Origin of the sequence: Ramlibacter sp. (assembly GCF_035706265.1) — a bacterium.
Taxonomy (GTDB): Bacteria; Pseudomonadota; Gammaproteobacteria; order Burkholderiales; family Burkholderiaceae_C; genus Ramlibacter.
Map to the genome: position 1 here is coordinate 1 of NZ_DASSVG010000051.1, position 22,648 is coordinate 22,648.

Annotated in this window: 26 protein-coding genes; all 26 read left to right on the plus strand. The window is 67.9% G+C overall.

The window, feature by feature from the left end; translation table 11 throughout:
• Window positions 1-162 precede the first annotated feature (162 nt).
• The 26 genes from VFM98_RS01730 to VFM98_RS01855 all read left to right on the plus strand — a co-directional run bounded on the left by VFM98_RS01730 (window position 163) and on the right by VFM98_RS01855 (window position 22,569).
• Window positions 163-600 (plus strand): RusA family crossover junction endodeoxyribonuclease, encoded by a 438-nt coding sequence (locus tag VFM98_RS01730; RefSeq protein ID WP_325108164.1) that lies wholly within the window; start codon window positions 163-165, stop codon window positions 598-600.
• Window positions 597-743, plus strand: coding sequence for a hypothetical protein (locus VFM98_RS01735; protein WP_325108165.1), 147 nt, complete (start codon window positions 597-599; stop codon window positions 741-743). Before VFM98_RS01730 ends, VFM98_RS01735 begins: the two co-directional genes overlap by 4 nt.
• The gene (locus VFM98_RS01740) at window positions 740-1,009 is read left to right on the plus strand and encodes a hypothetical protein (RefSeq protein ID WP_325108166.1); all 270 of its coding nucleotides are present in this window, start codon (window positions 740-742) and stop codon (window positions 1,007-1,009) included. Before VFM98_RS01735 ends, VFM98_RS01740 begins: the two co-directional genes overlap by 4 nt.
• Window positions 1,006-1,221 carry a hypothetical protein gene (locus VFM98_RS01745; protein ID WP_325108167.1) on the plus strand — a complete coding sequence of 72 codons (216 nt, stop codon included), beginning with the start codon at window positions 1,006-1,008 and terminating at the stop codon, window positions 1,219-1,221. Before VFM98_RS01740 ends, VFM98_RS01745 begins: the two co-directional genes overlap by 4 nt.
• On the plus strand, window positions 1,218-1,355 hold the full coding sequence (locus VFM98_RS01750) for a hypothetical protein (RefSeq protein WP_325108168.1): 138 nt from the start codon (window positions 1,218-1,220) through the stop codon (window positions 1,353-1,355). The genes VFM98_RS01745 and VFM98_RS01750 overlap by 4 nt, the downstream gene beginning before the upstream one ends.
• A 16-nt stretch (window positions 1,356-1,371) precedes the next feature.
• Entirely contained in the window at window positions 1,372-1,689 is a 318-nt protein-coding gene (locus tag VFM98_RS01755; protein ID WP_325108169.1) for a hypothetical protein, read from the plus strand.
• A complete protein-coding gene (locus VFM98_RS01760) occupies window positions 1,686-1,937 on the plus strand; it encodes a hypothetical protein (RefSeq protein WP_325108170.1) in 252 nt (83 codons plus the stop codon). Before VFM98_RS01755 ends, VFM98_RS01760 begins: the two co-directional genes overlap by 4 nt.
• 115 nt (window positions 1,938-2,052) lie before the next feature.
• On the plus strand, window positions 2,053-2,490 hold the full coding sequence (locus VFM98_RS01765) for a hypothetical protein (RefSeq protein WP_325108171.1): 438 nt from the start codon (window positions 2,053-2,055) through the stop codon (window positions 2,488-2,490).
• Window positions 2,471-3,937, plus strand: coding sequence for a phage terminase large subunit (terL, locus tag VFM98_RS01770; protein WP_325108172.1), 1,467 nt, complete (start codon window positions 2,471-2,473; stop codon window positions 3,935-3,937). Before VFM98_RS01765 ends, terL begins: the two co-directional genes overlap by 20 nt.
• A gap of 57 nt (window positions 3,938-3,994) precedes the next feature.
• A complete protein-coding gene (locus tag VFM98_RS01775) occupies window positions 3,995-6,154 on the plus strand; it encodes a portal protein (protein ID WP_325108173.1) in 2,160 nt (719 codons plus the stop codon).
• Complete coding sequence (locus VFM98_RS01780; protein ID WP_325108174.1) at window positions 6,151-6,534, plus strand: hypothetical protein; 384 nt, start codon at window positions 6,151-6,153, stop codon at window positions 6,532-6,534. Before VFM98_RS01775 ends, VFM98_RS01780 begins: the two co-directional genes overlap by 4 nt.
• Before the next feature lie 103 nt (window positions 6,535-6,637).
• Complete coding sequence (locus tag VFM98_RS01785; RefSeq protein WP_325108175.1) at window positions 6,638-7,576, plus strand: hypothetical protein; 939 nt, start codon at window positions 6,638-6,640, stop codon at window positions 7,574-7,576.
• Window positions 7,577-7,587: 11 nt separating this feature from the next.
• Window positions 7,588-8,892, plus strand: coding sequence for a P22 phage major capsid protein family protein (locus VFM98_RS01790; RefSeq protein ID WP_325108176.1), 1,305 nt, complete (start codon window positions 7,588-7,590; stop codon window positions 8,890-8,892).
• Between the two features lie 49 nt (window positions 8,893-8,941).
• The gene (locus VFM98_RS01795) at window positions 8,942-9,316 is read left to right on the plus strand and encodes a hypothetical protein (protein WP_325108177.1); all 375 of its coding nucleotides are present in this window, start codon (window positions 8,942-8,944) and stop codon (window positions 9,314-9,316) included.
• An 11-nt stretch (window positions 9,317-9,327) separates the two neighbouring features.
• Entirely contained in the window at window positions 9,328-9,633 is a 306-nt protein-coding gene (locus VFM98_RS01800) for a hypothetical protein (RefSeq protein ID WP_325108179.1), read from the plus strand.
• Between the two features lie 4 nt (window positions 9,634-9,637).
• A complete protein-coding gene (locus VFM98_RS01805) occupies window positions 9,638-10,072 on the plus strand; it encodes a packaged DNA stabilization gp4 family protein (RefSeq protein ID WP_325108180.1) in 435 nt (144 codons plus the stop codon).
• Window position 10,073: 1 nt separating this feature from the next.
• Window positions 10,074-11,477, plus strand: coding sequence for a packaged DNA stabilization protein (locus VFM98_RS01810; protein WP_325108181.1), 1,404 nt, complete (start codon window positions 10,074-10,076; stop codon window positions 11,475-11,477).
• The gene (locus tag VFM98_RS01815) at window positions 11,470-12,966 is read left to right on the plus strand and encodes a hypothetical protein (RefSeq protein WP_325108182.1); all 1,497 of its coding nucleotides are present in this window, start codon (window positions 11,470-11,472) and stop codon (window positions 12,964-12,966) included. Before VFM98_RS01810 ends, VFM98_RS01815 begins: the two co-directional genes overlap by 8 nt.
• A 169-nt stretch (window positions 12,967-13,135) precedes the next feature.
• Window positions 13,136-14,530: a hypothetical protein gene (locus tag VFM98_RS01820; RefSeq protein WP_325108183.1), complete on the plus strand. Its 1,395-nt coding sequence runs from the start codon at window positions 13,136-13,138 to the stop codon at window positions 14,528-14,530.
• Entirely contained in the window at window positions 14,530-15,807 is a 1,278-nt protein-coding gene (locus tag VFM98_RS01825; RefSeq protein ID WP_325108184.1) for a hypothetical protein, read from the plus strand. The genes VFM98_RS01820 and VFM98_RS01825 overlap by 1 nt, the downstream gene beginning before the upstream one ends.
• A complete protein-coding gene (locus tag VFM98_RS01830; protein ID WP_325108185.1) occupies window positions 15,807-17,831 on the plus strand; it encodes a hypothetical protein in 2,025 nt (674 codons plus the stop codon). The genes VFM98_RS01825 and VFM98_RS01830 overlap by 1 nt, the downstream gene beginning before the upstream one ends.
• Window positions 17,832-17,840: 9 nt before the next feature.
• Window positions 17,841-18,743 carry a hypothetical protein gene (locus VFM98_RS01835; RefSeq protein ID WP_325108186.1) on the plus strand — a complete coding sequence of 301 codons (903 nt, stop codon included), beginning with the start codon at window positions 17,841-17,843 and terminating at the stop codon, window positions 18,741-18,743.
• A gap of 3 nt (window positions 18,744-18,746) precedes the next feature.
• Entirely contained in the window at window positions 18,747-20,960 is a 2,214-nt protein-coding gene (locus VFM98_RS01840) for a phage tail fiber protein (protein WP_325108187.1), read from the plus strand.
• A gap of 8 nt (window positions 20,961-20,968) precedes the next feature.
• On the plus strand, window positions 20,969-21,193 hold the full coding sequence (locus VFM98_RS01845; RefSeq protein WP_325108188.1) for a hypothetical protein: 225 nt from the start codon (window positions 20,969-20,971) through the stop codon (window positions 21,191-21,193).
• Window positions 21,193-21,714 carry a glycoside hydrolase family 108 protein gene (locus VFM98_RS01850; RefSeq protein ID WP_325108189.1) on the plus strand — a complete coding sequence of 174 codons (522 nt, stop codon included), beginning with the start codon at window positions 21,193-21,195 and terminating at the stop codon, window positions 21,712-21,714. The genes VFM98_RS01845 and VFM98_RS01850 overlap by 1 nt, the downstream gene beginning before the upstream one ends.
• Window positions 21,715-22,344: 630 nt before the next feature.
• Complete coding sequence (locus VFM98_RS01855) at window positions 22,345-22,569, plus strand: hypothetical protein (RefSeq protein ID WP_325108190.1); 225 nt, start codon at window positions 22,345-22,347, stop codon at window positions 22,567-22,569.
• Window positions 22,570-22,648 lie beyond the last annotated feature (79 nt).

A 22,648-nucleotide genomic window follows, 5' to 3' on the forward strand; every position in this document is an offset into this window, starting at 1 on the left:
GGATGCGACCGAGGCGGCGAACACGCTCAAGGGCATGGCCGAATGGGGCTCGGTGCGCAAGTGGCCGAGGTCCGAGACGAACGACCGCGTGCGCTTCAGCGTGACGCGCGAATGCACGGTGCCGCGCGGGGTGAAGGTGGCGGACCTGGCGGGGGTGATGGCGTGATCCTGCAATTCATCGTCCCCGGCCAGCCCGTGGGCAAGGGCCGTCCCCGCGTCGGCAAGGTGGGCGGCTTCTCGCGGCTTTACACCCCGGAGAAGACCGTCAGCTACGAAAGCCTCGTGGGCTACAGCGCCGCGCAAGCGATGGCGGGGCGCCCGCTCCTGCTGGAGGCCGTCACGGTGGGCATGGAAATTCGCCTTGCCGTGCCGGCGAGCTGGTCGAAGAAGAAGCAGGCCGCAGCGCTGGCCGGCGCGATCCACCCCACCACGAAGCCGGACATCGACAACGTGGAGAAGGCGATTTTCGACGGTATGAACGGGGTGGTCTGGAAGGACGACGTGCAAGTCGTGAGCGTGGTCAAGGCCAAGCGGTACAGCGACACGCCCGGGGTCGAAGTGACCGTGGCACCGGCAGCACCGGAGGCTGCGTACTCATGATCCTCAAGCCGAAGGGTCGCGGGAATTGGCGCAGCCTGCGCATGGAGGTAACCGGCGCCCACCTCCCGTTCCTGACCGTGAAGGCCGGCGATCTGGTGCCGCTCGGCGGCGTGGTCTTCCGAATCGTGAAGGTGCTCCCATGACCGAGCCGCCCCGCTACCGCGCCGCGCCCATCCCGCACCTGATGACGCGAGCCGAGGCCATCGCCATCCGCAGCGCGCACGTGCAGGGCAAGCCGGTTCTCGCGCTGGAGCTGCGCGAGGCCGTGCGCGTGCTGTCAAAGCACCGCGAGGAACGCAAGCTGCGGCTGCCCGATCTGTCGCGCCCAGACCGCGAGCGGATGAACGCGGTGCTGCTATACAACCTCGGCCGCGCGCTCGGCCGCATCGAAGAGAGGAAGGCCGCATGAAAACCATCTGGCAACCCAGCGCGAGCAACGCCAAGCGCGCCATCGTCTGGCAGCTCGCCCTCGACCTCGCGCGCAACGACCCCGACCGCGCCCTCGTGCTGATGAAACTGCCCCTCTTCAGCGTCGCCCTCGACGGCTACGACGCGCTGCGCCCGCGCGCGAAGATCAAGCCCTTCCCCGGCGGCTTCATGCTGGCGAGGGCTGCGGCATGAAGCCCCACATCGTGCGCCGCGGCTTCGTGTGGTTCTGCGGCCTGCGCGGCGAGAAGCCCACCGGCTACGGCATCAATCCCACGATGGCGCTGAAGGACTGGCGCCGCATCATGGCCTCGCAGGGGCGATTCTGAAAGCATGGTCGTCATCATGGCCCCCGTCAGCCGCCAGCGCTCGCGCCAACCCGATCCCCGGCTCGGGCTGCACAAGCGCGTGTGGCTGCTGCTGTACGCCGAGGGCGGCATGTGGACCGAGGCCGAGATCCGCGCCAAGCTGGGCCTCGTCGCGGAGCTGCACGTTGCCCTGCGCGGCATGCACGAAGGCGGCTTTCTCGTGCGCAAGCTGTTCGTCAGCATCGACGGCGAGGCGCGGATGAAGTACGGCGTCAGCTCCCGCTGCAAGTTCCCGCGCGGGCTCACCGTGGCAGAGGCGGAAGCGGCTGTGGCGCTGGCGAGGCAGTTCGCATGAGGGCCGGCTTCGAGCGCATCGGCCGCACCGTCAGCCTGGAGCGGGCGAAGCGCTCGTGCCTGGACAAGCGCGCGTACAAGAGCCGCAACGAGGCCCGGGACTTCGCCGCGCGCAACCGCAAGAAGTACGGCGAGACGGCAGACCAGCCGTACCGCTGCACGATCTGCGGCAAGTTCCACCTCGCCACGCGCAAAGCAAAGCGAAAGACCAGAGCCAAGGCTGGACGCGGCAAGGGCGGGAAACGATGATCCTCCCCATCATGCCCCGCCGCCGGCCCCGCATCCACTGCTCCATCGACGTTCTGTTTCACGCCGGGGTGCTGTGGGTTACGCGGTCGGTGGCGGTGGGTCGGCAGAAGCGGGCATGAGCATGGAAAACGACGAGCGCGCCTTGATCGTGTTGGCCGCCATGGAAGACGGCTTCAGCCTGCGCCAAGCATGCGAAGCCGCCGGGGTGTCCAAGGGGGCTTTTCTCGGCTGGTGCGACACGGACGCCGACCTGGCCGCGCACTACGCCCGCGCGAGGGAGCGCATGCTGGATCTGCACGCCGAGGAGCTGGAGGAGATCGGCCGGCGGGCGGCGGAGGCCAAATCGGCGGTGGAAGTCGCCGGCTTGCGGCTGCAGTCCGACAACAGGAAGTGGTTGCTGTCGAAGCTCGTGCCGAAAAAGTACGGCGACAAGCTGGCGCTGGGCGGGGCTGAGGACTTGCCGCCGGTGCAGGCATCGCTCGACGTGGCGAAGTTGCCGACGCACGTGCTGACCGAGATCATGCGGGCCAAGGATGCAGCTGACGGAGGCTGACCTCCTGGCGGTGGAGCGCGAGCTATGCCGGCGCTCGCTCGCTGACTTCGCCAAGCGCGCGTGGGTGGTTCTGGAGCCGGCCGCAAAGCTCAAGTGGGGCTGGGCGCTCGACGCGATCTGTCTTCACCTGGAGGCTGTGACCGAGGGGCGCATCACGCGCCTGCTGATGAACGTGCCGCCCGGCTCCATGAAGTCGCTGCTCACGGGCGTGATCTGGCCGGCGTGGGAGTGGGGACCGCGCGGCATGCCGGAAATGCGCTTCGTCGGCACCGCGCACGAGGAGCAGCTTGCCATCCGCGACAGCCGGCGCTGCCGCGACCTCATCAAGTCGGAGTGGTATCAGCGCCTGTGGCCAGTGCAGCTGTCCGCCGACCTGGACGGAAAGCGCGAGTTCGGCAACACCCGCAAGGGCGTGCGCCAGGCGCGGGCGTTCACCTCCATGACGGGCGTGCGCGGTGATCGCGTGATCCTGGACGATCCGATCAGCGCGGACAACGCCAACTCCGAGGCGAAGCTGGAGGCTGCGCGCATCGCTTTCACCGAGACGCTACCGACTCGGGTGAACTCGGACAAGTCGGCCATCGTGGTCATCATGCAGCGCCTGAACGAGCGGGACACCTCGGGCGTCATCAAGGACATGGGCCTGCCGTACGTGCACCTGTGCATCCCGATGCGGTTCGATCCGACGCGCAAGTGCTCCACCTCCATCGGCTGGGAGGATCCGCGCACCGAGGAAGGCGAGCTCATGTTCCCCGAGCGCTTCAGCGAGGAGCAGGTTTGCGAGCTGGAGAAGACGCTGGGCAGCTACGGCACCGCCGGCCAGTTGCAGCAGAACCCTTCGCCTCGCGGCGGCGGCATCCTGAAGACTGCGTGGTTCCGCTACTGGACGACAGCTGTGCCGCCGCTGGAGTGGACCGAGGTGTTTGTCGACACCGCGCAGAAGGACGGCGAGGAGAACGACTACTGCGTGCTGCAGCTGTGGGGCCGCTCCACCGCCGGCCAGGGCGTGCTGCTCGATCAACGGCGCGAGAAGTGGGAAGCGCCGGATCTGGTCACCAACGCCCGCGCGTTCTGGAACAAGCACAAGGCCAGCGCCTTCAACCCGAGGCGCATGGGGGTGGAAGACAAGGTGAGCGGGACGGGGCTCATCCAGACGCTTCGGCGCGAGGGCATCCCGATCCTGGGAATCCCGCGCGACAAGGACAAGGTGAGCCGCGGGCACGACGCGGCGCCCTTCATCGAGTCCGGCAACGTGCTGCTGCCGGCCGATGCGCCTTGGCTGTCGGACTTCCTGGCCGAGGCTGAGAAGTTCCCCAACGGTGCGCACGACGACCAGATGGATCCCATGTTCGATGCCATCGACGCCGTGCAGCGGCGGCCGTCCGAGAAGCCCGCCACCGCCAACCCCGTCCCCACCGTGAGCCACTTCGCCCGGCGCGTGCGGTAAGACAAACCCCATACCTTTCCTCGGCGTTTGCCGGCCGGCGCCATAGAGTCCTGCCCCATGGCCGAGACGAACGCTGCGCGCGATGCCCGATTGGAGAAGGTCCACGAGCGGGCGCTGGAGCGCTTCGACCGCGCCTACGAGGCGCAGCGCGAGATCCGCCTTCAGTGCACGCAGGACCGCCGCTTCGTCTTCGTGCCCGGCGCGCAGTACGACGGCGACCTGGGCGATCAGTTCGAGAACCGGCCGAAGTTCGAGATCAACAAGGTCCACCAGGCGGTCGCGCGCACGTTCTCGGAGTACCGCAACAACCGCATCACGGTCGATTTCCGCCCCGCAGACGAAGAGACAAGCGACGAGACGGCGGATTTCCTCGACGGCCTGTACCGCGGCGACGAGCGCGATTCCGGCGGGCAGGAAGCCTACGACACGGCGTTCGATGAGGGTGTTGCCGGCGGCATGGGCGCGTGGCGGCTGAAGTCCTGCTACGAAGACGAGGAGGACGAGGACGACGAGCGCCAGCGCATCCAGCTCGTGCCGATCCCGGACGCGGATCAGAGCGTGTTTTTCGACGCGGATGCGAAGCGCTACGACAAGGCGGACGCGAAGTGCGCGTGGGTCATCACGGGCCTGACCGATGACGCCTACGAGGCCGAGTGCGGGGAAGAGGGCGCGGCGGCCGTGGAGCGCGATGCCTACATGGAGCGCGTGGGCCAGCGCGAGAAGACGAAGATCGCCAGCTTCGACCGCGTGACGCGCACCGGCATCTTCGATTGGTTCCAGCCCGATCTGACCTACATCGCGGAATACTACGAGGTGGAGATGGTGGGCCGCACGGTCTACACCTACACCTCGCCCACTGGCGAGGAGCAGAAGCTGCGGCTGGACAAGGGCGCCGACACCGAGGCGAAGGAAGCATTCGAGCAGCAGCGCAGAGACTTGGAGGCGCAGGGCTTCGAGCTCACGCGCACGAAGAAGACCCAGACGCGCAAGGTCCACAAGTACATCATCGACGGCAACCGCGTTCTCGAGGATTGCGGCTACATCGCCGGGCGCCACATCCCCATCGTGCCGTTTTATGGCAAGCGCCAGATCGTGGACGGCATCGAGCACATCTCTGGCAAGACGCGGCGCGCGATCGACGCGCAGCGGCTTTACAACATGCTGGTCTCCATGCTCGCTGAGATCGCGGCCGATAGCAACAAGGAAAAACCGATCCTCACGCCGCAGCAGATCGCCGGCCACGAGCAGATGTGGGCGCGCGACAACGTGGACCGCTACGCCTATCTGCTGGTGAACGCCGTGATCGGCGTGGACGGCAACCCGATCCTGCCGGCCGGCATCCCCTACACGAAGACGCCGGCGCTGCCGCCAGCGCTGGTGGGCCTGATCCAGCTCGTGGGCGCGGACCTGAAGGAGCTGCAGGGCGCCGATGGCGAGCAGCAGGAGGTGGTGAGCAACATCTCCGCGAAGGCCGTGGAGCTGATCCAGAATCGGCTGGACATGCAGGACTTCATCTACATCGACAACTTCAAGCAGTCGATGCGGCGCTCGGGCGAAATCTGGCTGTCGATGGCGCGCGAGCTGTACGACGAAGACGACCGTCCGATGCCGGTCGTCAACATGGACGGCACCGACGAAATCAAGCGCTTGCGGCAGGCTTCCGTGGTGGACGAGAAGACGGTCTACTCGAACGATCCCGGCGCGGGCAAGTTCCGCGTCACGGCCGACGTCGGCCCGAGCTTCACGACCCGCAGAGACGGCACTGTGCGCGCGGTCACGGGCATGCTGCAGTTCGTGCAGGACCCCGCCGACCAAGCGGTGCTCACGGCGGCGGCGATGAAGAACCTCGAAGGCGAGGGCTTGGAGCCGGTGAAGAAGCACTTCCGGCAGAAGATGCTGGCGCTGGGTCTCGAGAAGCCGACCGACGAAGAGAAGGCCGAAATCGACGCCGCGAAGCAGAACCAGCAGCCCGACGCGCAGCAGCAGTTCCTGCTGGCCGAGGCGCAGAAGTCGCTGGCGCTGGCGGACAAGGCGCGCGCCGACACCGCGGCGGCGCTGGCGAAGGTGAAAGAGCTCGAAGCGTCGGCTGCCGAGAAGCTGGCGAAGGTCGCCGGGCTCCCCATCGAGCAACTCCTCGCGCTGGTGGACCGCCTGCCGGACAACGCGGCGCAGGAGCAGCCCGCGGCCGGGGCGCAGACGGCGCCTGCTGCCGCATGACGTGGCTCAGTCGGGAGTTGGTGCGGGGGCCTTACTTGGCCCTGTGCACGTCCGAGGAGCAGTTCCGCACGGCAATCCGCCCGCTGAAGCTCCCGCCGGAAGAGGTCAGCGCCTGGATTCGCACGAAGCAGGCGCACGCGACCACGCACTTTTTCACCAACCAGCGCGGCGAGTTGTGCTGCGTCGTCTGCATCAAGGTGGACGAAGGACGCACGCCGGTCGAGATCTGCGGGCTACTCGTCCACGAAGCAGTGCACGTGTTCCAGCAGCACTGCGGCTGGGTGGGTGAAGACGCGCCATCTGCGGAATTCGAGGCGTACAGCATCCAAGCCATCGCCCAGAACCTGCTGCAAGCCTACGCCGAGTCGCTGTCGCACTAAGGCAATCCCCCCCGCGTTTCTTCCCTCCGCGCGGCCCCGTTCGCAGAATCCGACCCAACGCAAGCCGGCCCCGCGGTCAAGGGGCCGAGATGGAAAGGGTCTGATGGCAACGGGTGTAGCTGAAAAAGACGACGAAGTGCTCGACTCCGAGCAGGAAACCGACCTCCAAGAGGACCGGCCGCAAGAAGGCGACGGCCACGAAGAGGAAGGCGAGGCCGAAGAAGGCGCCGAAGACGGCGGCGACGACGGTCCCGGCTCCGGCGAGGAAGAGGGCGAAGAGGAAACGGTCGTCTCGATCGGCACCGAGGAACCCCCCACCTCCGAGACCAAGGACGAAGGCGAATCGACGGTTTTTGCCGACCTTCGCAAGCGATACCGCGAGACGAAGAGGGAGCTCGAACAGCTCAAGGCGCAGCAGCAAGGCGGGGCTCAGGCCCACCAGCAGCAGGCGCCGAAGCTGCGCGACAAGCCCACCCTCGAAGCTCACGATTTCGACGCGCAGGCGTTCCAGGCCGATCTGGACAAGTGGTATGCCGAGAAGGGCGAAGCGGACCGAAAGGCCGCCGAACTCGCGGCGGCCAGGGCGGCGCAGGAAGAAGCGCAGCGGCAAGCAGCGCAGGCGGTGCAGGAGAGCTACGCCGGCTCGAAGAAGGCCCTGAAGGTCAAGGACTACCAGGAAGCCGAAGACGAGGTGGCGGCGCAGTTCTCCCAGGTGCAGCAGTCCATCGTGATTGGCGGCGCCGCAAACCCCGCGCTGCTGGTGTACGCGCTCGGAAAGAACCCGAAGAAGCTCGCGGAACTGGCCTCGATCAAGGACCCGGTGAAATTCGCCGTGGCGGTCGGAAAACTGGAGACGGAAGTGAAGGTGACGAAGCGCCAGGGCACGAAACCAGCGCCGGAGAAGACGGTCGGCGGCGGCAGCGCCGCAGGCTCGAACTCGAAGGCAACCCTTGAACGCCTGCAGGCCGAGGCGGATCGCACGGGGGACCGCACCAAGGTTGCGGCCTACCTGCGGCAGCAGCGGCTGGCGGGCAAGAAGTGAGGATTTGAACCATGGCCACGGCCTTTTCCAAACAGGAACTCGTCTTCTTCGACGACCTGATCGCCGGCTTCGATGACGGCCTCGTGCTCGGTCGCAACGTCTCCGTCTACAACGCCGACCCGCTGGTGCTGGAGCGCTCGCAGAACCTGCAAGTCTGGCGCCCGATGCCCTACGTCTCGACCTCCATCGACGGCGCGGCGGGCACGGATATCTCGGCGTCCTTCGCCGACGTGACGCAATTGTCCGTTCCCATCGGCCTGGGCTTCAACAAGTCCGTCCCGTGGACCATGACGACGGACGACCTGAACGACCCGCAGCAGCGTGACCGCAAGATGAAGTCGGCCATACAGCGCCTGGGCACCGACATCAACCTGGCGATTGCAAACGTCGTCGGCCAGCAGGGCACGCTGGTGGTCAAGCAGACCTCCGCGGCCTCGGGCTACGACGACTTGTCGCTGGCCGACGCGCTGATGATGGAGCAGGGTCTGGTGGGCGAGAGCCGCCGTGTCGCGGTGCTGCACGCGCGCGACTACAACAAGGTGGCCGGCAACCTGGCCAAGCCGCAGACCAGCTCCAACCCGAAGACCAACAGCGCCTACGAGAAGGCGTACGTCGGCCCGGTTTCCGGCTTCGACACGTTCAAGGCCGACTACACCTACACCCTCACGGCCAAGGCCGGCGTGACGGTGACGGTCAACGACGCGACCGCCGCGAACCGGCGCTACGTGCCGAAGGCGACCTCCACGGCGGCCACGGGCGAGACGGCCAACGTCGACAACCGCTACATGAACCTGACCATTGCCGTCACCAGCGGCACGGTCAAGGTCGGCGACCGCTTCACCATCAATGGCGTCAACGCGGTGCACCACATCACCAAGGCCGACACCGGCCAGCTGAAGACGTTCACGATCACGGCCATCGTGTCGGGCGCGGGCGGCTCCGGCGTGGTGACGATCAGTCCGCCCATCATCGTGGCCGACGGCGCGACCCAGGCCGAGAAGGAGTACGCGAACGTCACCACGACGCCCTCCAACGGTGCCGCGATCACGTTCCTCAACACCACGACCGGCAACGTCGCGGCCTTCTGGGACGAGCGCGCGATCGAACTCCTGCCGGGGCGCAACGGCTTCGACAAGGACCTGATGGCCAGCGGCGCCGCCGCGGTGCAGGGCACGACCGAGCTGGGCGTTCAGGTGGTGATGTACCGCTTTTTCGATATCAACACGAAGAAGTTCAAGTATCGGGTGGACACCCGCTTCGGGGTCGGCATGACGAACCCCGAGATGGCCGGCGTGATCCTGTTCGGCCAGTCGTGATGTGAATCCGGGGGCTTCGGCCCCCGACCTTCCCTGAGGACCATCGAACATGGCAGCACCCGGCTACCCCGACGCAACCACCCCGGTCCACGCCGCATCGGCCAACGGCGCGGCCAGCGCCATCACGGCGACGATGCCGGCGGTGCCTGGGAAGATCAACTACCTCACCGGCTTCGAGATCACCAGCGGCGGCGCCACGGCGGCTTCCCTGGTGGACGTGACGATCACCGGCATCGCTGGCGGCACGCTCACCTACGTCCTGGGCGTCGTGGCCGGCGCGACGGCGGCGAATGCGCCGCTGCTGGTGGAGTTCACGAAGCCCGTTCCCGCGAGCGACCAGAACATCGCGATCACCGTCAACGTGCCGTCGCTGGGCGCGGGCAACACCAAGGCGCGCGCCGTGATCCACGGCTTCAACAAGTGAGCGACCCGGCGATGAAGAACCCCCACATGCTCTATCGCTGCCCCGGCCCCGAGGTGTTCGAGGGCGTGCAGTGCGAAACCGTGATCGTCGAAGCCGAGGAGGTCGAAGCGATGCACGCGCAGGGCTGGCGGCGCGACTGGATGCAGGCCAAGGCGGCGATGCAGGAGGCCGCCGACTCGGTGCCGGAGACGCCCGCAGAGCCCACGCTCAAGGCCGTCCACAAGGGCCGCGGCGTCTGGGCGCTGGTGGACGCATCGGGCGCCGAGGTCGAAACGGGCCTGACGAAGGACGAGGCGCAGGCGAAGGCCGGCGGCTGACCCCGTGAGCACCAAGCGAAAGCTGATCGAACGCGCCGCCGCATCCTTCGGGCTGTCGGCGGCGTTCGACATGAGCCCCGAGGAGGCGCAGGAAGGGCTCGCGCTGCTGAACATGCTGGCGGCCGAGTGGGAGGGCATGGGCATCAGCGTGGGCTACGACGCCGACGCTGGGATCAGCGCCGAATCGGGCGTGCCGGCGGCCAACGAACACGCCTTCGTGTCCAACCTCGCCACGCGCTGGGCGAGCCAGTTCGGCAAGACGGTGCCCGCTGAGCTGCGCGCCGCTGCGGCGATGTCGTCGAACGCGCTCTACGTGACGCTGGCCAAGCGCCCGCAGATGAACCGCAACCCGGCGCTTCCTGTGGGCACGGGAAGCCGCGCGAGCGTGATCGACCGGCAATACTTCCCCGAGAGCGACGATATCGAGGGCCTGGACTGACATGCCCCAGATCAGCCTGCTTTCCGGCGTGGCATCGGACGCCCAGGCCGATCTGCTCACCCAGTACCCAGTCAACCTGATCCCGGTCCCGAAGGATACGGGCGTCTCCAAGGGCTACCTGCGCTCAGCCCCCGGCCTCACCCAGCTCGGCACCGGCCCCGGCATCGACCGCGGCGGCATCAACTGGAAGGACACGCTCTACCGCGTGATGGGCACCAAGCTCGTCTCTGTGGCCGAAGACGGAACGACGACCGACAAGGGCGATATCACCGGCACCGGGCGCGTCTCGATGGACTACGGCCCCACCTACCTGCTCACCGTGGGCGACGGCAAGGCGTGGCTGCGCGATGCGTCGAGCAATACCCAGATCACCGACGCCGACCTCGGGACCGTCATAGACGGCCTGTGGGTGGACGGCTACTACATGTTCACGGACGGCGAATTCCTGATCGTCACGGAGCTCACCAACCCGTTTTCCGTGGACCCGCTGAAGTACGGCAGCAGCGAGAAGGACCCCGATCGCATCGTCGGCCTCTTGAAGCCCGTAAGCGAGGTCTACGCCTTCAACCGCCACACCATCGAGGCGTTCCAGAACATCGGCGGCTCCGGCTTTCCCTTCCAGCGCATCGAGTCCGCGACCATCAACAAGGGGCTCGTCGGCACCCACGCGAAGTGCAAGCTCGGCGACACCTTCGCGTGGGTGGGCAGCGGGCGTAACGAGCCGTGCAGCGTCTACGTGCTCAATGGAGGCACGGCGCAGAAGATCGCCACGCGCGAGGTGGAGCGCAGGCTGAAGGCGTACACCGAGGCGGAACTGGCTGGCGCGGTGCTGGAGCTGCGCGCCGACGAACTGCACCAACACCTGATGCTGCACCTTCCCGGCGAGACGCTGGTGTGCGATATCGCGGGCACGCTGGCCGCGGGCGACCCGGTGTGGTTCTTCCTTTCGACCGGCGTCGAGGGCATCAACCCCTACCGCGCCCGCAACTTCGTGTGGTGCTACGGCAAGTGGATCTGCGGCGACACGCAGGACGCCCGGATCGGCTTCGAGGACGGCACCGTGGCCACGCAGTACGGCGAGGTCGCCGGCTGGCAGTTCGACACGATGTGGCTGTACAACTCCGGCGCCCGCGCGATCGTCTGGAGCCTGGAGCTCACCGGCACCACGGGCCGCGCGCTGGTGGGCGAGGATCCGACTGTCTTCCACTCCTACACCGTGGACGGCCTCAGCTGGAGCCAGGAGCGCACCGCGCGCATGGGGTCCACCGGCCAGACCTCGCAGCGGGTGGTCTGGCGCCGCTGCGGGCAGATCCGCAACGTGCGCGGCGAGCGCTTCCGGGGGGCGAACAAGGTCCCGATTTCGTGGCTGCGGCTGGAGTCCACGCTGGAGGCTCTGAGTGGCTGAACTGGAGCGGCCCACCCGAGCCGAGCTCTTCGAGGTCTTCAAGAACGCGAAGCTGGTGCGGATCGTGGAGCGCCTGTTCTCCACGGTGGCCGCGCAGCCCACCGAGGCCGAACTGCTCGCGATCTTCACCGCGCTGCTTGCGGAGCACGTAGACGACCCCGACGACGCCCACCAGGCCAGCGCCATCGGCTTCACCCCCGGCGACGGGCTCCTGTCCAACACCGTGCAGGACGCGGTGTTCGAGGTCAAGGACTACGCCGACGCGCTGATCGAAGCGCAGGACGCGATGGTCTTCAAGGGCCTCATCGACTGCTCTGCGAGCCCGAACTATCCGGCCGCCGACCGCGGCCACACCTACCGGGTGAGCGTGGCCGGCAAGATCGGCGGCGCCTCGGGAGTGGTGGTGGAGGCGGGGGACTTCGCGGTGTGCCTGGACGACGGCACGCCAGCGGGCAATCAGGCCACGGTGGGCACGCACTGGGGCGTGTTTCAGGCCAACATCGACGGCGCGGTGACGGGCCCGACGTCGGCCACGAGCGGCAACTTCGCCACCTTCAGCGGCGCCTCCGGCAAGGTCATTCAGGACTCCGGCGTTGCGCCTGCCGACAAGCAGGACACGCTGGTGTCCGGGACCAACATCAAGACCATCAACGGCTCCAGCATCCTCGGTGCCGGCAATCTGGTGGTCGGGGGCGGCGGTGGCTCCGGCGACGTTGTGGGCCCGGCCTCTGCCACGGACGGCAACATCGCGCTTTTCGACGGCACCACGGGCAAGCTGCTGAAGGACGGCAGCTTCACGGCCTCGCGCATCCTCGGGCGGGCCACGGCTGGCGCGGGCGCCATCGAGGAGCTGACCCTCTCGCAGCTGCTGGACTTCGTGGGCAGCGCGGCCAACGGGGATATCCTGATCCGCTCCGGCGGCGCGTGGACGCGGCTGGCGGTCGGCGCGGACGGCGAGGTGCTCACCGTCGCCTCGGGCCTGCCTTCGTGGGCGGCGTCGGTCCCTACCGTCGCCTCGGCGTTCCTGACCGCCACGCAGACCAACAGCACGACGACGCCGGCCGTGCTGACCGGCCACACCTTCACGGTGCCGCCAGGCAAGATGCTGCAGTTGTCCGGGCAGTTGATCTTCCAGGCCGCCGCCACCACCACCGGCGCAGCGCTGGGCGTGCGCGTGGCCCAAGGCGGCGGCGCGGACGCCCACGCGATCGGTTCGGTCGCGATGACGGTCAACGTGCAAGGCTCTCCCGCCACGGCCAACCTCTACGACGGGGACAACTTCGATGTCGCAGCCGGCGCCAACACCTTGCGCGAAGTGGTCGGCACCGGCAGCAGCGCCGCCACCAACATCGGCTCCAACTTCCAGATGTGCGTGAAGAACCTGAGCACCAACGCGGACACCACGGTGACGATCGAATTCCGCTCCGAGGTGGCGGCATCGGACGTGACGGCGCAGATCGGCACCTGTTGCATGGGCGTGCTTGCCTGACGGCTAGGGCAAAAGCCGCAGCCTTGCTTTGCCCGAGGGCGCGGCGCCGCCAGAATCCCACCCATCGCGCAGACCCTGTGCGGCACCGAGCCGCAGCACGTGTCAACCGGAGGCCCTTCGACTCGCGCACCGACTGAGCCCCTTGAGTCGCACTTCGGTGCAGGGGTCTATGGCGTTCACGGCTGAAAACCCGAACCTCGGGGCATTCCTCTCCGGCATTCAGGGCCTCGCGCGCACCCCGGTGCAAAGCGTCGATTCGCGCCCGGTCTTCACGGACGGCCAGTACGTCTACACCGTGGGCTTCGACACGCCCACGATTGGCTCCGGCGAGAACATGACCACGGGGGAGACCAACTTCGGCGCCCCGATGTGGCTGTCGCGCGTGGCGCTTTCGGACGTAGACCCGAAGACCTTCCGCGTCAAGCAGGGCGCCCCGGTCGAATGGCTGGACCCCAACACCGGCAAGCGGACGATGGTCTCCCACAAGGGCGTGGAATCTGGCATCGGGACCGACTTCGGCAGCTTCCTAGGTGCTGCTGGTCTCGCGTTCGGCGCTGCGGGCGGCCTTTCGGCGCTGGCTGGCAACGGCTTCCTCGGCTCGGTGGCTGGTGGTGCTGCCGGTGCCGGTGGCGCTGGTGCTGCTGGAGTCGGCGCGCTGGACCTCGGCGGCGGCCTCTCGATGGCGGCTGACGGCACGATCCTTGGCGGAACCGGCGCCTTCGTGCCGGCGACCGCCGCGGAAATGGCGGCGATGACCGGCGGCGAGTTGGCGGGCTTGGGCGGCGCCGGCTTGGGCGCGGCCGGCGGGCTGGCGGGTGCCGGCGGCGGCGCAGGGGCGGCTGGTGGCGCTGCTGGCGCCGGTGGCGCCGCGTCTGCGGCCAGTGGCATCGGCGGCATCGTCTCCAAGCTCGGGGGCTGGGGAAGCCTCCTCGGCCCGGCGGCGACCATCATCGGCGGCGCCCTGGGCTACGCCGGTGCCGGCCAGGCGGCCGACGCGATGAGCGAAAGCGCGGCCAAGGCGCGCGAACTCCTCGCCCCCTACGTGCAGGCCGGCAACACGAGCCTCGGCGCCTATCAGGACCTCTCCGGCGCCAACGGGCCGCAGAAGCAGCAGGCGGCCTATGCGGCGCTGCAATCCTCCCCGCAGTTCGCTGCGCTCGCCAAGGCGGGCGAAGACGCGATCCTGCAAAACGCCTCTGCCACGGGCGGCCTGCGTGGCGGCAACGTGCAGGCGGCGCTGGCCGACAAGCGCACGCAGCTGCTCAACGGCCTCGCGCAGCAGCAGCTCGGGAACCTCCTTCCCATCGTGCAGGGCGGCCAGAACAGCGCTGCGGGCACCGGAAGCCTGATGCTGCAAGGCGGCGCGGCACAGGCCGGCGGCATCGTGGCCGGCACCAACGCCATCACGAACGCCGTGGGCAACCTCGGGGGCTTCTTCGCCGGGCAGCAGGCCGCCGCCGCGCCGCCCGTGAACCTGAACGCGGGCATGGGCTTCGGCGGCTCCGGCTCTGGCTTCGGTAGCGCCATCGTTCCCGGCTTCAGCAACGGGGGGAACCTTTTCTGATGGACCCGGTGAACTTCAACTTCGCAGACCCCTCGGCCGCGATCCTCAACGGCATCAAGCAAAGCGCCGTTCTCGGCCAGATCCAGCAGGACGCGCAGCAGCGCCAGCTCGAGATGCAGGCCGCGCAGCTGAAGCAGCAGCAGGCCATCCAGCAGCAGATGGACCTCCGAGCGCTGGCGATGAACCCCAACGCGGGGCATGCCGACTACGCGCGGGTGATGACGCAATACCCGGCGCTCGCGGAGAACCTCGGCCGCGCGTTCAAGGTGATGGACGAGGGCGCGCAGAAGAACCTGCTGGACTTCCAGTCGCGCGTGTACGCGGCGCAGCTTTCCGGGAACAACGACCTCGCCGTGCAGCTGCTGCGCGAGCGCTCCAAGGCTGACCCCGAGCAGCGGCAGCACTACGACGTGATGGCCAACCTGATCGAGAGCAACCCCGCGGCGGCGCGCTCCATCACGGCGCTGGGCCTCGCGGGCGCGATGGGCCCCGAGAAGTTCGCCGAAGCCTTCGCCAAGATCGGTGGCGAGCAGCGCGCGCAGGAGCTGCAGCCGGATCTGGTGCGCAAGGGCAAGGCCGACGCCAGTGCCGCGGAGTCCGACGCCACGATCAAGGCGGAAAAGGCCAAGTTCGCCTCCGAGGAGGTGGCGCTTGAGCTGCAGAAGAAGCAGTGGGATATCCGCGCGCTGGCCGAAGACATCGAGATCAGGAAGCAGGCCAACCGCATCTCCGCGATGAACGCCGCGACCGCGCGCGAGGGCAACACCCTGAAGGCGCAGGAGCTGCGCCTGAAGGTGCAGGAGGCGCAGCAGAAGCTGGACGACAAGGTGCGCGAGAAGGTCGCCACCGCCGAAACCGGCGCGGCCAACATCGACAACATGCTCAACACCATCGAGCGCATCAAGGGCAACAAGTCCTTGAACGACGTGGTGGGAGCCATCGAGGGCCGCCTTCCCGCCTTCACCGACGACGAGCAGGCCGACGCCATCGCGCTGATCGACACCTTGGGCTCCCAGGCGTTCCTGGCCCAGATCCCGAGCATCAAGGGCACCGGCGCGCTGTCCAACGCCGAGGGCGAAAAGCTGCAGGCGGCGCTACAGAACCTCTCGCGCAAGCAGAGCGAAAAGCAGTTCCGCGCCAACCTGGACGAAGCCGCGAGGCTACTGAAAAAGGGCCGCGAGAACCTCTCGCGCGCAACCGGGGTGCCCCTGGGCAAGCCCGATACCCCGGCCGCCCCCGGCGCCCGGCCGCCGCTTTCCTCCTTCGAGAAGCGCTGATGTTCGACGTCGAAGCCGCGCGCAAGGCAGGGTACTCGGACGCGGAGATCGCGGAGTATCTGGCCGCTCAGCACCGCTTCGACGCGAAGTCGGCGCGGGAGGCCGGCTACACCGACTCCGAGCTGATCGCGCACCTCGCGGCCAAGACGGACCTTGCCTCGCAGATCCCGGTGGAGCCCGGCGCGAACACCACGCCGACTCTCGAGAAGCCCCAGAGCATCGCGGACAAGATCATCGGCGCCGGAGAGGCGGCGCTCACCACCGGAACGGCGCTCACTGGCGGCGCTGTGGGCATGGCCGGCGGCGCGATCAAGGGCGCGGTGGACGCCATCGGCTCGGGCCAGTTCGGCACGCAGGAGGGCGTTCGCACCATCGAAGACGCCGCGGTGCGCGGGGCCGATGCACTCACCTACCAGCCGCGCACCGAATCTGGCCAGCAGCAGGCCCAGGCCGTGGGCTCCGCGATGCAGCAGCTCATTCCGGTCCTGCCGCTCACCGGCGAGGCGGCGGCGCTGTCGCGCGCGGGTGCCGCGGCTCGCCCGGCGGTGCAGGCCACGCGCGAGGCCGCGACCACGCAGGCGGTGCAGGCAGCGGCCACGCTGCGGCAACAGGCCGTCTCCATGACCAGCAAGGCCACGCAGAAGCTGCTGGGGAACGAACCGCAGGAGATGGTCGGCGTAGGCGCGGCGGAAACGGCGGCTGCCAACCAGAGGCGCGCCACGGCTGCCGGCCTGCGTGTCCCCATGGAACTCTCGGAGGGAGAGGCCACGCGGAGTCAACCGCAGTTGCAGTTCGAAGGCGAGACGGCCAAGGATGCGCGTCTGGGGCAACCGCTGCGCGAGCATGTGGCAGAGAACAATGCGCGGCTGGCGCAGAACTTTGAAGCGCTCATTGACGACAGCGGCGCCACGGCTCCGAACGTGCTGGAGGTGGGCCGCAGGGTCGTAGACAACGGGCTCGTCCCGGCCGCCGCTCGCATGCGCGCCGAGTACCGCGCCCGGTATCAAGAGGCCCGCCGCGCTGGCGAGCTGGAGGCCCCGGTCGATCTGGCTCCGCTGGCGGACTATCTGAACGCCAACCGCGCCGGCCGATCTTCGGCGCCGATCCTGGGCACCATCGCGGACGAGCTTCGGGTGCGCGGCGTGGGCGAGGGAACGCTTGCTGACGGCTCCGTTCGCGCCGGCCGCGCCACGCTGCAGCAGGCCGAGGAGATCCGCAAGGCGGTGAATCGCTTCGTCAAGGACTCCGACCCCAACGACCTGCGCATCGGCACCGAGATCAAGGGCGTCATCGACCAGATCACCGATGGCCTGGGCGGCAATCTGTACCGGGACGCACGTCGCGCGCGCATGCGGTATGCGCAGCTCTTCGAGAACAACGCGGTTGTGCGCGACCTGATGCGCACGCGCCGCGGCACCGCCGACCGGCAGGTAGCGCTCGAAGACGTGTTCCGCCGCACGATCCTCAACGGCTCGCGCGAAGACCTCTCGATGCTGCGCCGCACGCTGCAAATCGCCGGTGGCGAGGAAGGGCACCAGGCGTGGCGGGAGCTTCAGGGCCAGACCCTGCGCCACTTGCTGGACGAGGCGACCAAGAACGCCAGCACCGACATTCGCGGCAACCCAGTCTTTTCCGCTCCCGGACTGAATAGGGCGCTTCGGGCGCTCGATGTGGACCAGCGCCTCGAATTCATCCTCGGCAAGCAGCGCGCGCAGATGGTCCGCGATATCAGCGAGGTGGCGAAGATCGTCACGACGTTCCCGCCTGGAACCGTCAACACCAGCAACACCGCCGCGATCCTCTTGGCGGCCTTGGCGGAGGCTGGCGCAACCGGCGGCCTGACCGGCTTGCCGCTGCCGGTCCTGTCCACGCTGCGCCTCGGCACCAAGTACCTGCGCGAGCGCGCGATCCGCCAGCGCGTGCTTGCCGCTCTCGGCCGCGCCCCCGCCAAGCGCGTCAAGGCCCCTGTCGGCGTGGTTCCACCTCCCGCCAACCAGCTGCCTCCGAGCCGCACCGTCCACTGAGCGAACAACATGGCCGCAAAATCCCTCATCACGCTGCTGCCGACCTTCCACGGGCTCGACGGCCTGCCGCTCGATGGCGGCTACGTTTGGTTCGGCATCCCCGGGCAGGACCCGCAGGAGTTCCCGAAGACGGTCTACTTCGATCCGGACCTGACCGTCCCTGCGGGCTCGATGCTACGCACGACGCTCGGCTTCCTCTACCGCGACGGCTCGCCCACCACCGTCTGGGCCGACGGCGACGTGTCGATCCTCGTGCAGGACGCCGAGCAGCAGCAGGTCTGGTACTTCTCTTCGTGGTCGGGCCTCGCGGACTTCCTTCCCGTGCCCGTGCGCACCGTGGACACCTTCAACGGCACCGGAGCGCTTGGCACCTACACGCTGTCCGTCACGCCCGCGAGCAAGACCGAGACGGACGTGTATGTCGGAGGTGACCGCCAGGAGCAGAGCACCTACACGCTCGACGGCGCCAACATCACCGGCACCTTCGCCGCGGGCTCCAACAACGTCGAGATCGTCACGACGACCATCGTGGACCTCTCGGGCGTGCGCGCCGATCTGGCGCTGTTCGCGCAGTCGGCGGGGGATGCGGCCACTGCAGCCGCGGCGAGCGCCACTGCCGCCGACGCCTCCGAGGCGCAGGCCGCCGCCTTCGCTGCGCAAGCCGCCGCCATCGCTGCACTGATCGGCGCGGGCGGCAGCGCCCTGGAGAAGCTCCACATCCACGACTACTCCACCATCGGTTCCATCGCGACGATTCCGGACACCGTGGTTGCGGTGACGAAGGTCTACTTCGGCGCGCTCTTCATCGGCCCCGACACCGGCCAGTACACGCCGGCCACGCCGACCTCCAATCAAGTCACCCTCGCTGCCGACCTAGGCGGCGTCTCGAAGGTCTACATCTTCTACATCTGAAAAATGAAAAAAGCCCTGCTCCTTTTTGCGCTGGCGCTCCTCGGCTTCGATGCCGCGGCGCAGTACGTCACCCCCTCGCAACTCAAACCCACGGACGGCTACGTGCGCCGCTCGCCGTGCCAATCGGGCGCGGGCGACAACTGCGGCAGCGAGCCGCCGACCTGGCACGCCACGCCCTCGCAATGCGGAACCATTTTCTCGACCAGCTCCGCACGCAATGAGTCGTACTCCTACGACCGCGACTCCGGCACCGGCGTAAAGACCGTCTTCAGCATTCCCTTCCCGTATCTCAACACCTCGCACGTGGAGGTGCTCGTCGGCGGGGTGCTGCAGACCGAGGGTGTGGACTACACCGTGTCGGCGCCGGGCAGTTCCGGCACCGTCACCTTCACCACGCCGCCGGCCGCCGCCGCCACCGTGCTCGTGCGGCTGAAGACGACGTGGGACGGCGATGGTGTCACCGTCACCTTCCCCTTCAACTTCCGCATCAACTACATCGAGTCCCTCGAAGTGAAGGTCGGCGGGGTCACGAAGACCTACAGCACCGACTACACCATCAGCGGCCTGCGAAGCCCCGCGGGCGGCACCGTCACCTTCACCGTCGCGCCGGCCGCGGGCTCGGGCAACGTGTCGATCAAGATGATCGCGTTGCCCACCAAGGGCGTGAAGCTCACCGTCCCCACGAATGCGGAGCTGGTCGCAGCCGGCTATAAGGCGTCGAGCGCTTCGCCGCTCGCAGGCCCGACCAACCGTGAAGGCCAATGCCGAATCGGCTTCGTGGCTGCGGCTCCTGCGCCCACGAATTACCTGCGCATCGGCCTCGATGGCGGCGTGCTCGGCAACGACAAGTTCACCAACATCTGGGAAGGCGGGCCATCCATCGACTTCTATGACGGTGAGTTGGTGTTCCCGGAGGGCTGGGGCATCGTCTGGTACGTCTGGAACGGAACGTCGTGGGTGTACGACGGCAACTCGGGCAGTATGGGCGAGCGCGTCAGCATGGGGCAGACCTCCTCGCAGGGACAGGGCCGCCTCTTCGTGGTGACGGCCGATCCGCCGTGGTGGACGGTCGGCTCCAAGGTCGGCAGCCTCGCCTACTGCCCGCACAACGGCCGGGGGCTGAACACCAACGCCAACGACCACACCACGCGCGCGCTGATGCCGGTCAACTGCGTGTTCAGCACCCCGAGCGGAAGTTCGACCGACTACATCCAGGTCACGCAGGCAACGGGCTCCTTCGCCTCCGACGTGACGCAGGGCGCGGCCTATGCGGCTGGCACCTCGCCTGACGGCACTCCGTACCCCGCCGGCAATTACGTTGTCGTGGTGCTCACCGGCACCATGAGCCCCGTTGCGACCGGCAACACGGTGTCCGTCGTCAGCCTTCCGATGACGTTGGGCACGAAGACCACCGGCAAGTGGATCGTCAAGCGCCTGACCCCCGGCGTGGATCCTGGATGCGCTGGAGGCTCGCCTGCGTGCCTGGAGCTGCACGAAGAGGTGCAGGACTGGAACCAGAACAAGGTCTGGGGCATCGGGCCGCCGTCGTCCTTCGTCGCTGGCGACACCCGCGTGTTGGCCGGCACCAACGTTGCGTGCTGCATGGCGCACGCCCTGAGCACGGTCTCCCTCGCCAACGGCCGCAGGACGGATCCGGTGATGGGCGCGGAGCTGGTGGGCTCGGTGACGGCACCCGAGGGCACCATCGTCGGCCTCGCGCGCGTCGTCGGTGGTGTCTACACCGACTCCGGCAGCACCCGCAACGTGGCGAGCTGGTTCAATCCGATCGAGAAGAAGTGCGAGTTCACGCTCAGCGCAGACAAGACGACGACCTCCACCTCGTTCGTGGAGGTGGACAACACGCGGCGTTGCAACTTCGTCTATACGGACGGCATCAGCACGCGCTCCAAGATGCTCGGTGACACCGGCCGCACGGTGCGCTACATCGCCAACATCGGCGCGGCCAACAACACGGCGGCCAACGGCTGCGAGTTCGCCATCGGCTTCGACGGCATCACGCCGGAGGAGTCCACGCCTCCCGGCTTCGTTAACCCCGCAGGCGTCACGGGCGGCCGGCAGACCGTCACGGTGTCCGGCGCGAAGTCGGGTCTGACCAACGCCGCCCACGACATGCGCCTGCTGATGCGCGCCGTCACGGGCGGCACGTGCACCGCGTTCGCCGGCAGCACCACGGTGCAAGCCTGGATCCCGCAGTAAGGCTCCCCATGAGCGCCATCGACCCGCAGGAGTTCGGCCAGCTGCAAGCGCAGGTCTCTGCGCTGACGGAGATCGTCAAGGAGTTGCGTGCCGACGTCGCCGCCATGCGCACCCAGATGGCCGAGGCGCGTGGCGGCTGGCGGGTGCTCATGGCCATCGGCGGCGCCTCCTCGGTCCTGGGCGGCGCGGCGACGTGGCTGCTGACGCACTTCACGGGGAGGGGGCCGACGTGATGGACTTCGACCGCGCCTTCGACGTGGTGATCGGCCACGAGGGCAGCTACAGCCGCCACCCCGACGACCCTGGCGGAGAAACCATGTGGGGCATCACCCGCCGCGTGGCCATGCAGGAGGGCTACCAGGGCGACATGCGCTACCTCTCGCGCGACACCGCGAAGGCGATCTACCTGCGTCGGTACTGGCAGGCGCTGCAGGCCGACAGCCTGCCCGACGCGCTGCGCCTGCCCCTGTTCGATGCGGCGGTGAATTCCGGCGCCACGCAGGCCGTGAAATGGCTTCAGCGCTGCGTGGATGTGGTGGACGACGGAGTGATCGGCCCCATGACGCTGCAAGCCGCCCAGCGCTGCAACGCCGTGCGCGTGGCCGCCGCGATGCAGGGGATGCGGCTGGACTTCATGACCTCGCTTCCCACCTGGGGAATGTTCTCAAGGGGGTGGTCTAGGCGGATCGCCGCGAACCTGATGTTGCTCGTGCAGGCTCCATCAGAGCCCGCTCAACCGTCCAGCCGCGCTTAAGTCGCTCGTGAATCGTCGTATCCCTCAAGCTCATTGCGATGGCCCACTCCGTGACTGTCATCGTCTGGCCGTTCATTGTCAGAAGGGTGCTGGTGCGGCGATTCCTCCCCTGAACGATTTGGTCAGCCCACCGGCAATTCGATGGCTCGTATCCCTTGTCGTTGTCGATGCGGTCAAGGGAGAGGCCGTCCGGCTTGTTGCCCATATCGGCCAAGAAGTTGGTGAACCCATCGGCGCCACGCCAGCGGGCGCACACAGTGATTCCGCGCCCGCCGTAAAGCGCATATGCCTGCGCGCTAGGAGAGTGGCAGCGGCGAACCATGGAGTCCCAAACCTTGTATGTCGGGGTGCGGCTTTGAAGGTGCGTTCCAAAAATCTGCTTCGGGCGCTCAATGAGCAAGCATCCGCAAGATTTGACCGTGCCAGCCTTGAGGTGAGACAGGCGAGCTTCCTTCGTCCTGCCGCAAGAGCACAGACACACCATGCGGTCCTTGGGGCCGGCATGTCGCTGAATCGTCAACTGACCGAACGTGGAGCCGATGACATGCGAGTAATCCATTCTTGGAGTATACGCGAACAGGGCTGGGCCAGGCGCATCGCGGGCAACCTGCAGCTGCTCACGGAGGCGCCGTGAACCGCCACCGCCGCGTCCTCCTCCTGCTGCTGCCGCTGGCCGCCTGCACCCCCGCCGCCGATCCCGTCGCCGTCGATCAGTGCGCACTGCAGGAATACCTCGAAGAGTGCGAGGCCGAATTCGCCACGCCGGAGGAAGCCGCCGCCTGCCGCGCGAAGGCGCCCACGGAAGCTACCCGCATCGCCGCCGGCATCCCGCAAGAGTGCCGTCCGAAGACCTGAAGGAGAGACAAATGGACTGGCTCAAGGCAATCGCGCCGACCGCCGCAACCCTGCTCGCGGGACCGCTGGCCGGGCTCGC

Bases quoted from the DNA above. Each gene is read 5' to 3' on its own strand.
- VFM98_RS01735 (WP_325108165.1), top strand. From the start codon at position 597: ATGATCCTCAAGCCGAAGGGTCGCGGGAATTGGCGCAGCCTGCGCATG.
- VFM98_RS01740 (WP_325108166.1), top strand. From the start codon at position 740: ATGACCGAGCCGCCCCGCTACCGCGCCGCGCCCATCCCGCACCTGATG.
- VFM98_RS01745 (WP_325108167.1), top strand. From the start codon at position 1,006: ATGAAAACCATCTGGCAACCCAGCGCGAGCAACGCCAAGCGCGCCATC.
- VFM98_RS01750 (WP_325108168.1), top strand. From the start codon at position 1,218: ATGAAGCCCCACATCGTGCGCCGCGGCTTCGTGTGGTTCTGCGGCCTG.
- VFM98_RS01755 (WP_325108169.1), top strand. From the start codon at position 1,372: ATGGCCCCCGTCAGCCGCCAGCGCTCGCGCCAACCCGATCCCCGGCTC.
- VFM98_RS01760 (WP_325108170.1), top strand. From the start codon at position 1,686: ATGAGGGCCGGCTTCGAGCGCATCGGCCGCACCGTCAGCCTGGAGCGG.
- VFM98_RS01765 (WP_325108171.1), top strand. From the start codon at position 2,053: ATGAGCATGGAAAACGACGAGCGCGCCTTGATCGTGTTGGCCGCCATG.
- terL (WP_325108172.1), top strand. From the start codon at position 2,471: ATGCAGCTGACGGAGGCTGACCTCCTGGCGGTGGAGCGCGAGCTATGC.
- VFM98_RS01775 (WP_325108173.1), top strand. From the start codon at position 3,995: ATGGCCGAGACGAACGCTGCGCGCGATGCCCGATTGGAGAAGGTCCAC.
- VFM98_RS01780 (WP_325108174.1), top strand. From the start codon at position 6,151: ATGACGTGGCTCAGTCGGGAGTTGGTGCGGGGGCCTTACTTGGCCCTG.
- VFM98_RS01785 (WP_325108175.1), top strand. From the start codon at position 6,638: ATGGCAACGGGTGTAGCTGAAAAAGACGACGAAGTGCTCGACTCCGAG.
- VFM98_RS01790 (WP_325108176.1), top strand. From the start codon at position 7,588: ATGGCCACGGCCTTTTCCAAACAGGAACTCGTCTTCTTCGACGACCTG.
- VFM98_RS01795 (WP_325108177.1), top strand. From the start codon at position 8,942: ATGGCAGCACCCGGCTACCCCGACGCAACCACCCCGGTCCACGCCGCA.
- VFM98_RS01800 (WP_325108179.1), top strand. From the start codon at position 9,328: ATGAAGAACCCCCACATGCTCTATCGCTGCCCCGGCCCCGAGGTGTTC.
- VFM98_RS01810 (WP_325108181.1), top strand. From the start codon at position 10,074: ATGCCCCAGATCAGCCTGCTTTCCGGCGTGGCATCGGACGCCCAGGCC.
- VFM98_RS01820 (WP_325108183.1), top strand. From the start codon at position 13,136: ATGGCGTTCACGGCTGAAAACCCGAACCTCGGGGCATTCCTCTCCGGC.
- VFM98_RS01825 (WP_325108184.1), top strand. From the start codon at position 14,530: ATGGACCCGGTGAACTTCAACTTCGCAGACCCCTCGGCCGCGATCCTC.
- VFM98_RS01830 (WP_325108185.1), top strand. From the start codon at position 15,807: ATGTTCGACGTCGAAGCCGCGCGCAAGGCAGGGTACTCGGACGCGGAG.
- VFM98_RS01835 (WP_325108186.1), top strand. From the start codon at position 17,841: ATGGCCGCAAAATCCCTCATCACGCTGCTGCCGACCTTCCACGGGCTC.
- VFM98_RS01840 (WP_325108187.1), top strand. From the start codon at position 18,747: ATGAAAAAAGCCCTGCTCCTTTTTGCGCTGGCGCTCCTCGGCTTCGAT.
- VFM98_RS01845 (WP_325108188.1), top strand. From the start codon at position 20,969: ATGAGCGCCATCGACCCGCAGGAGTTCGGCCAGCTGCAAGCGCAGGTC.
- VFM98_RS01850 (WP_325108189.1), top strand. From the start codon at position 21,193: ATGGACTTCGACCGCGCCTTCGACGTGGTGATCGGCCACGAGGGCAGC.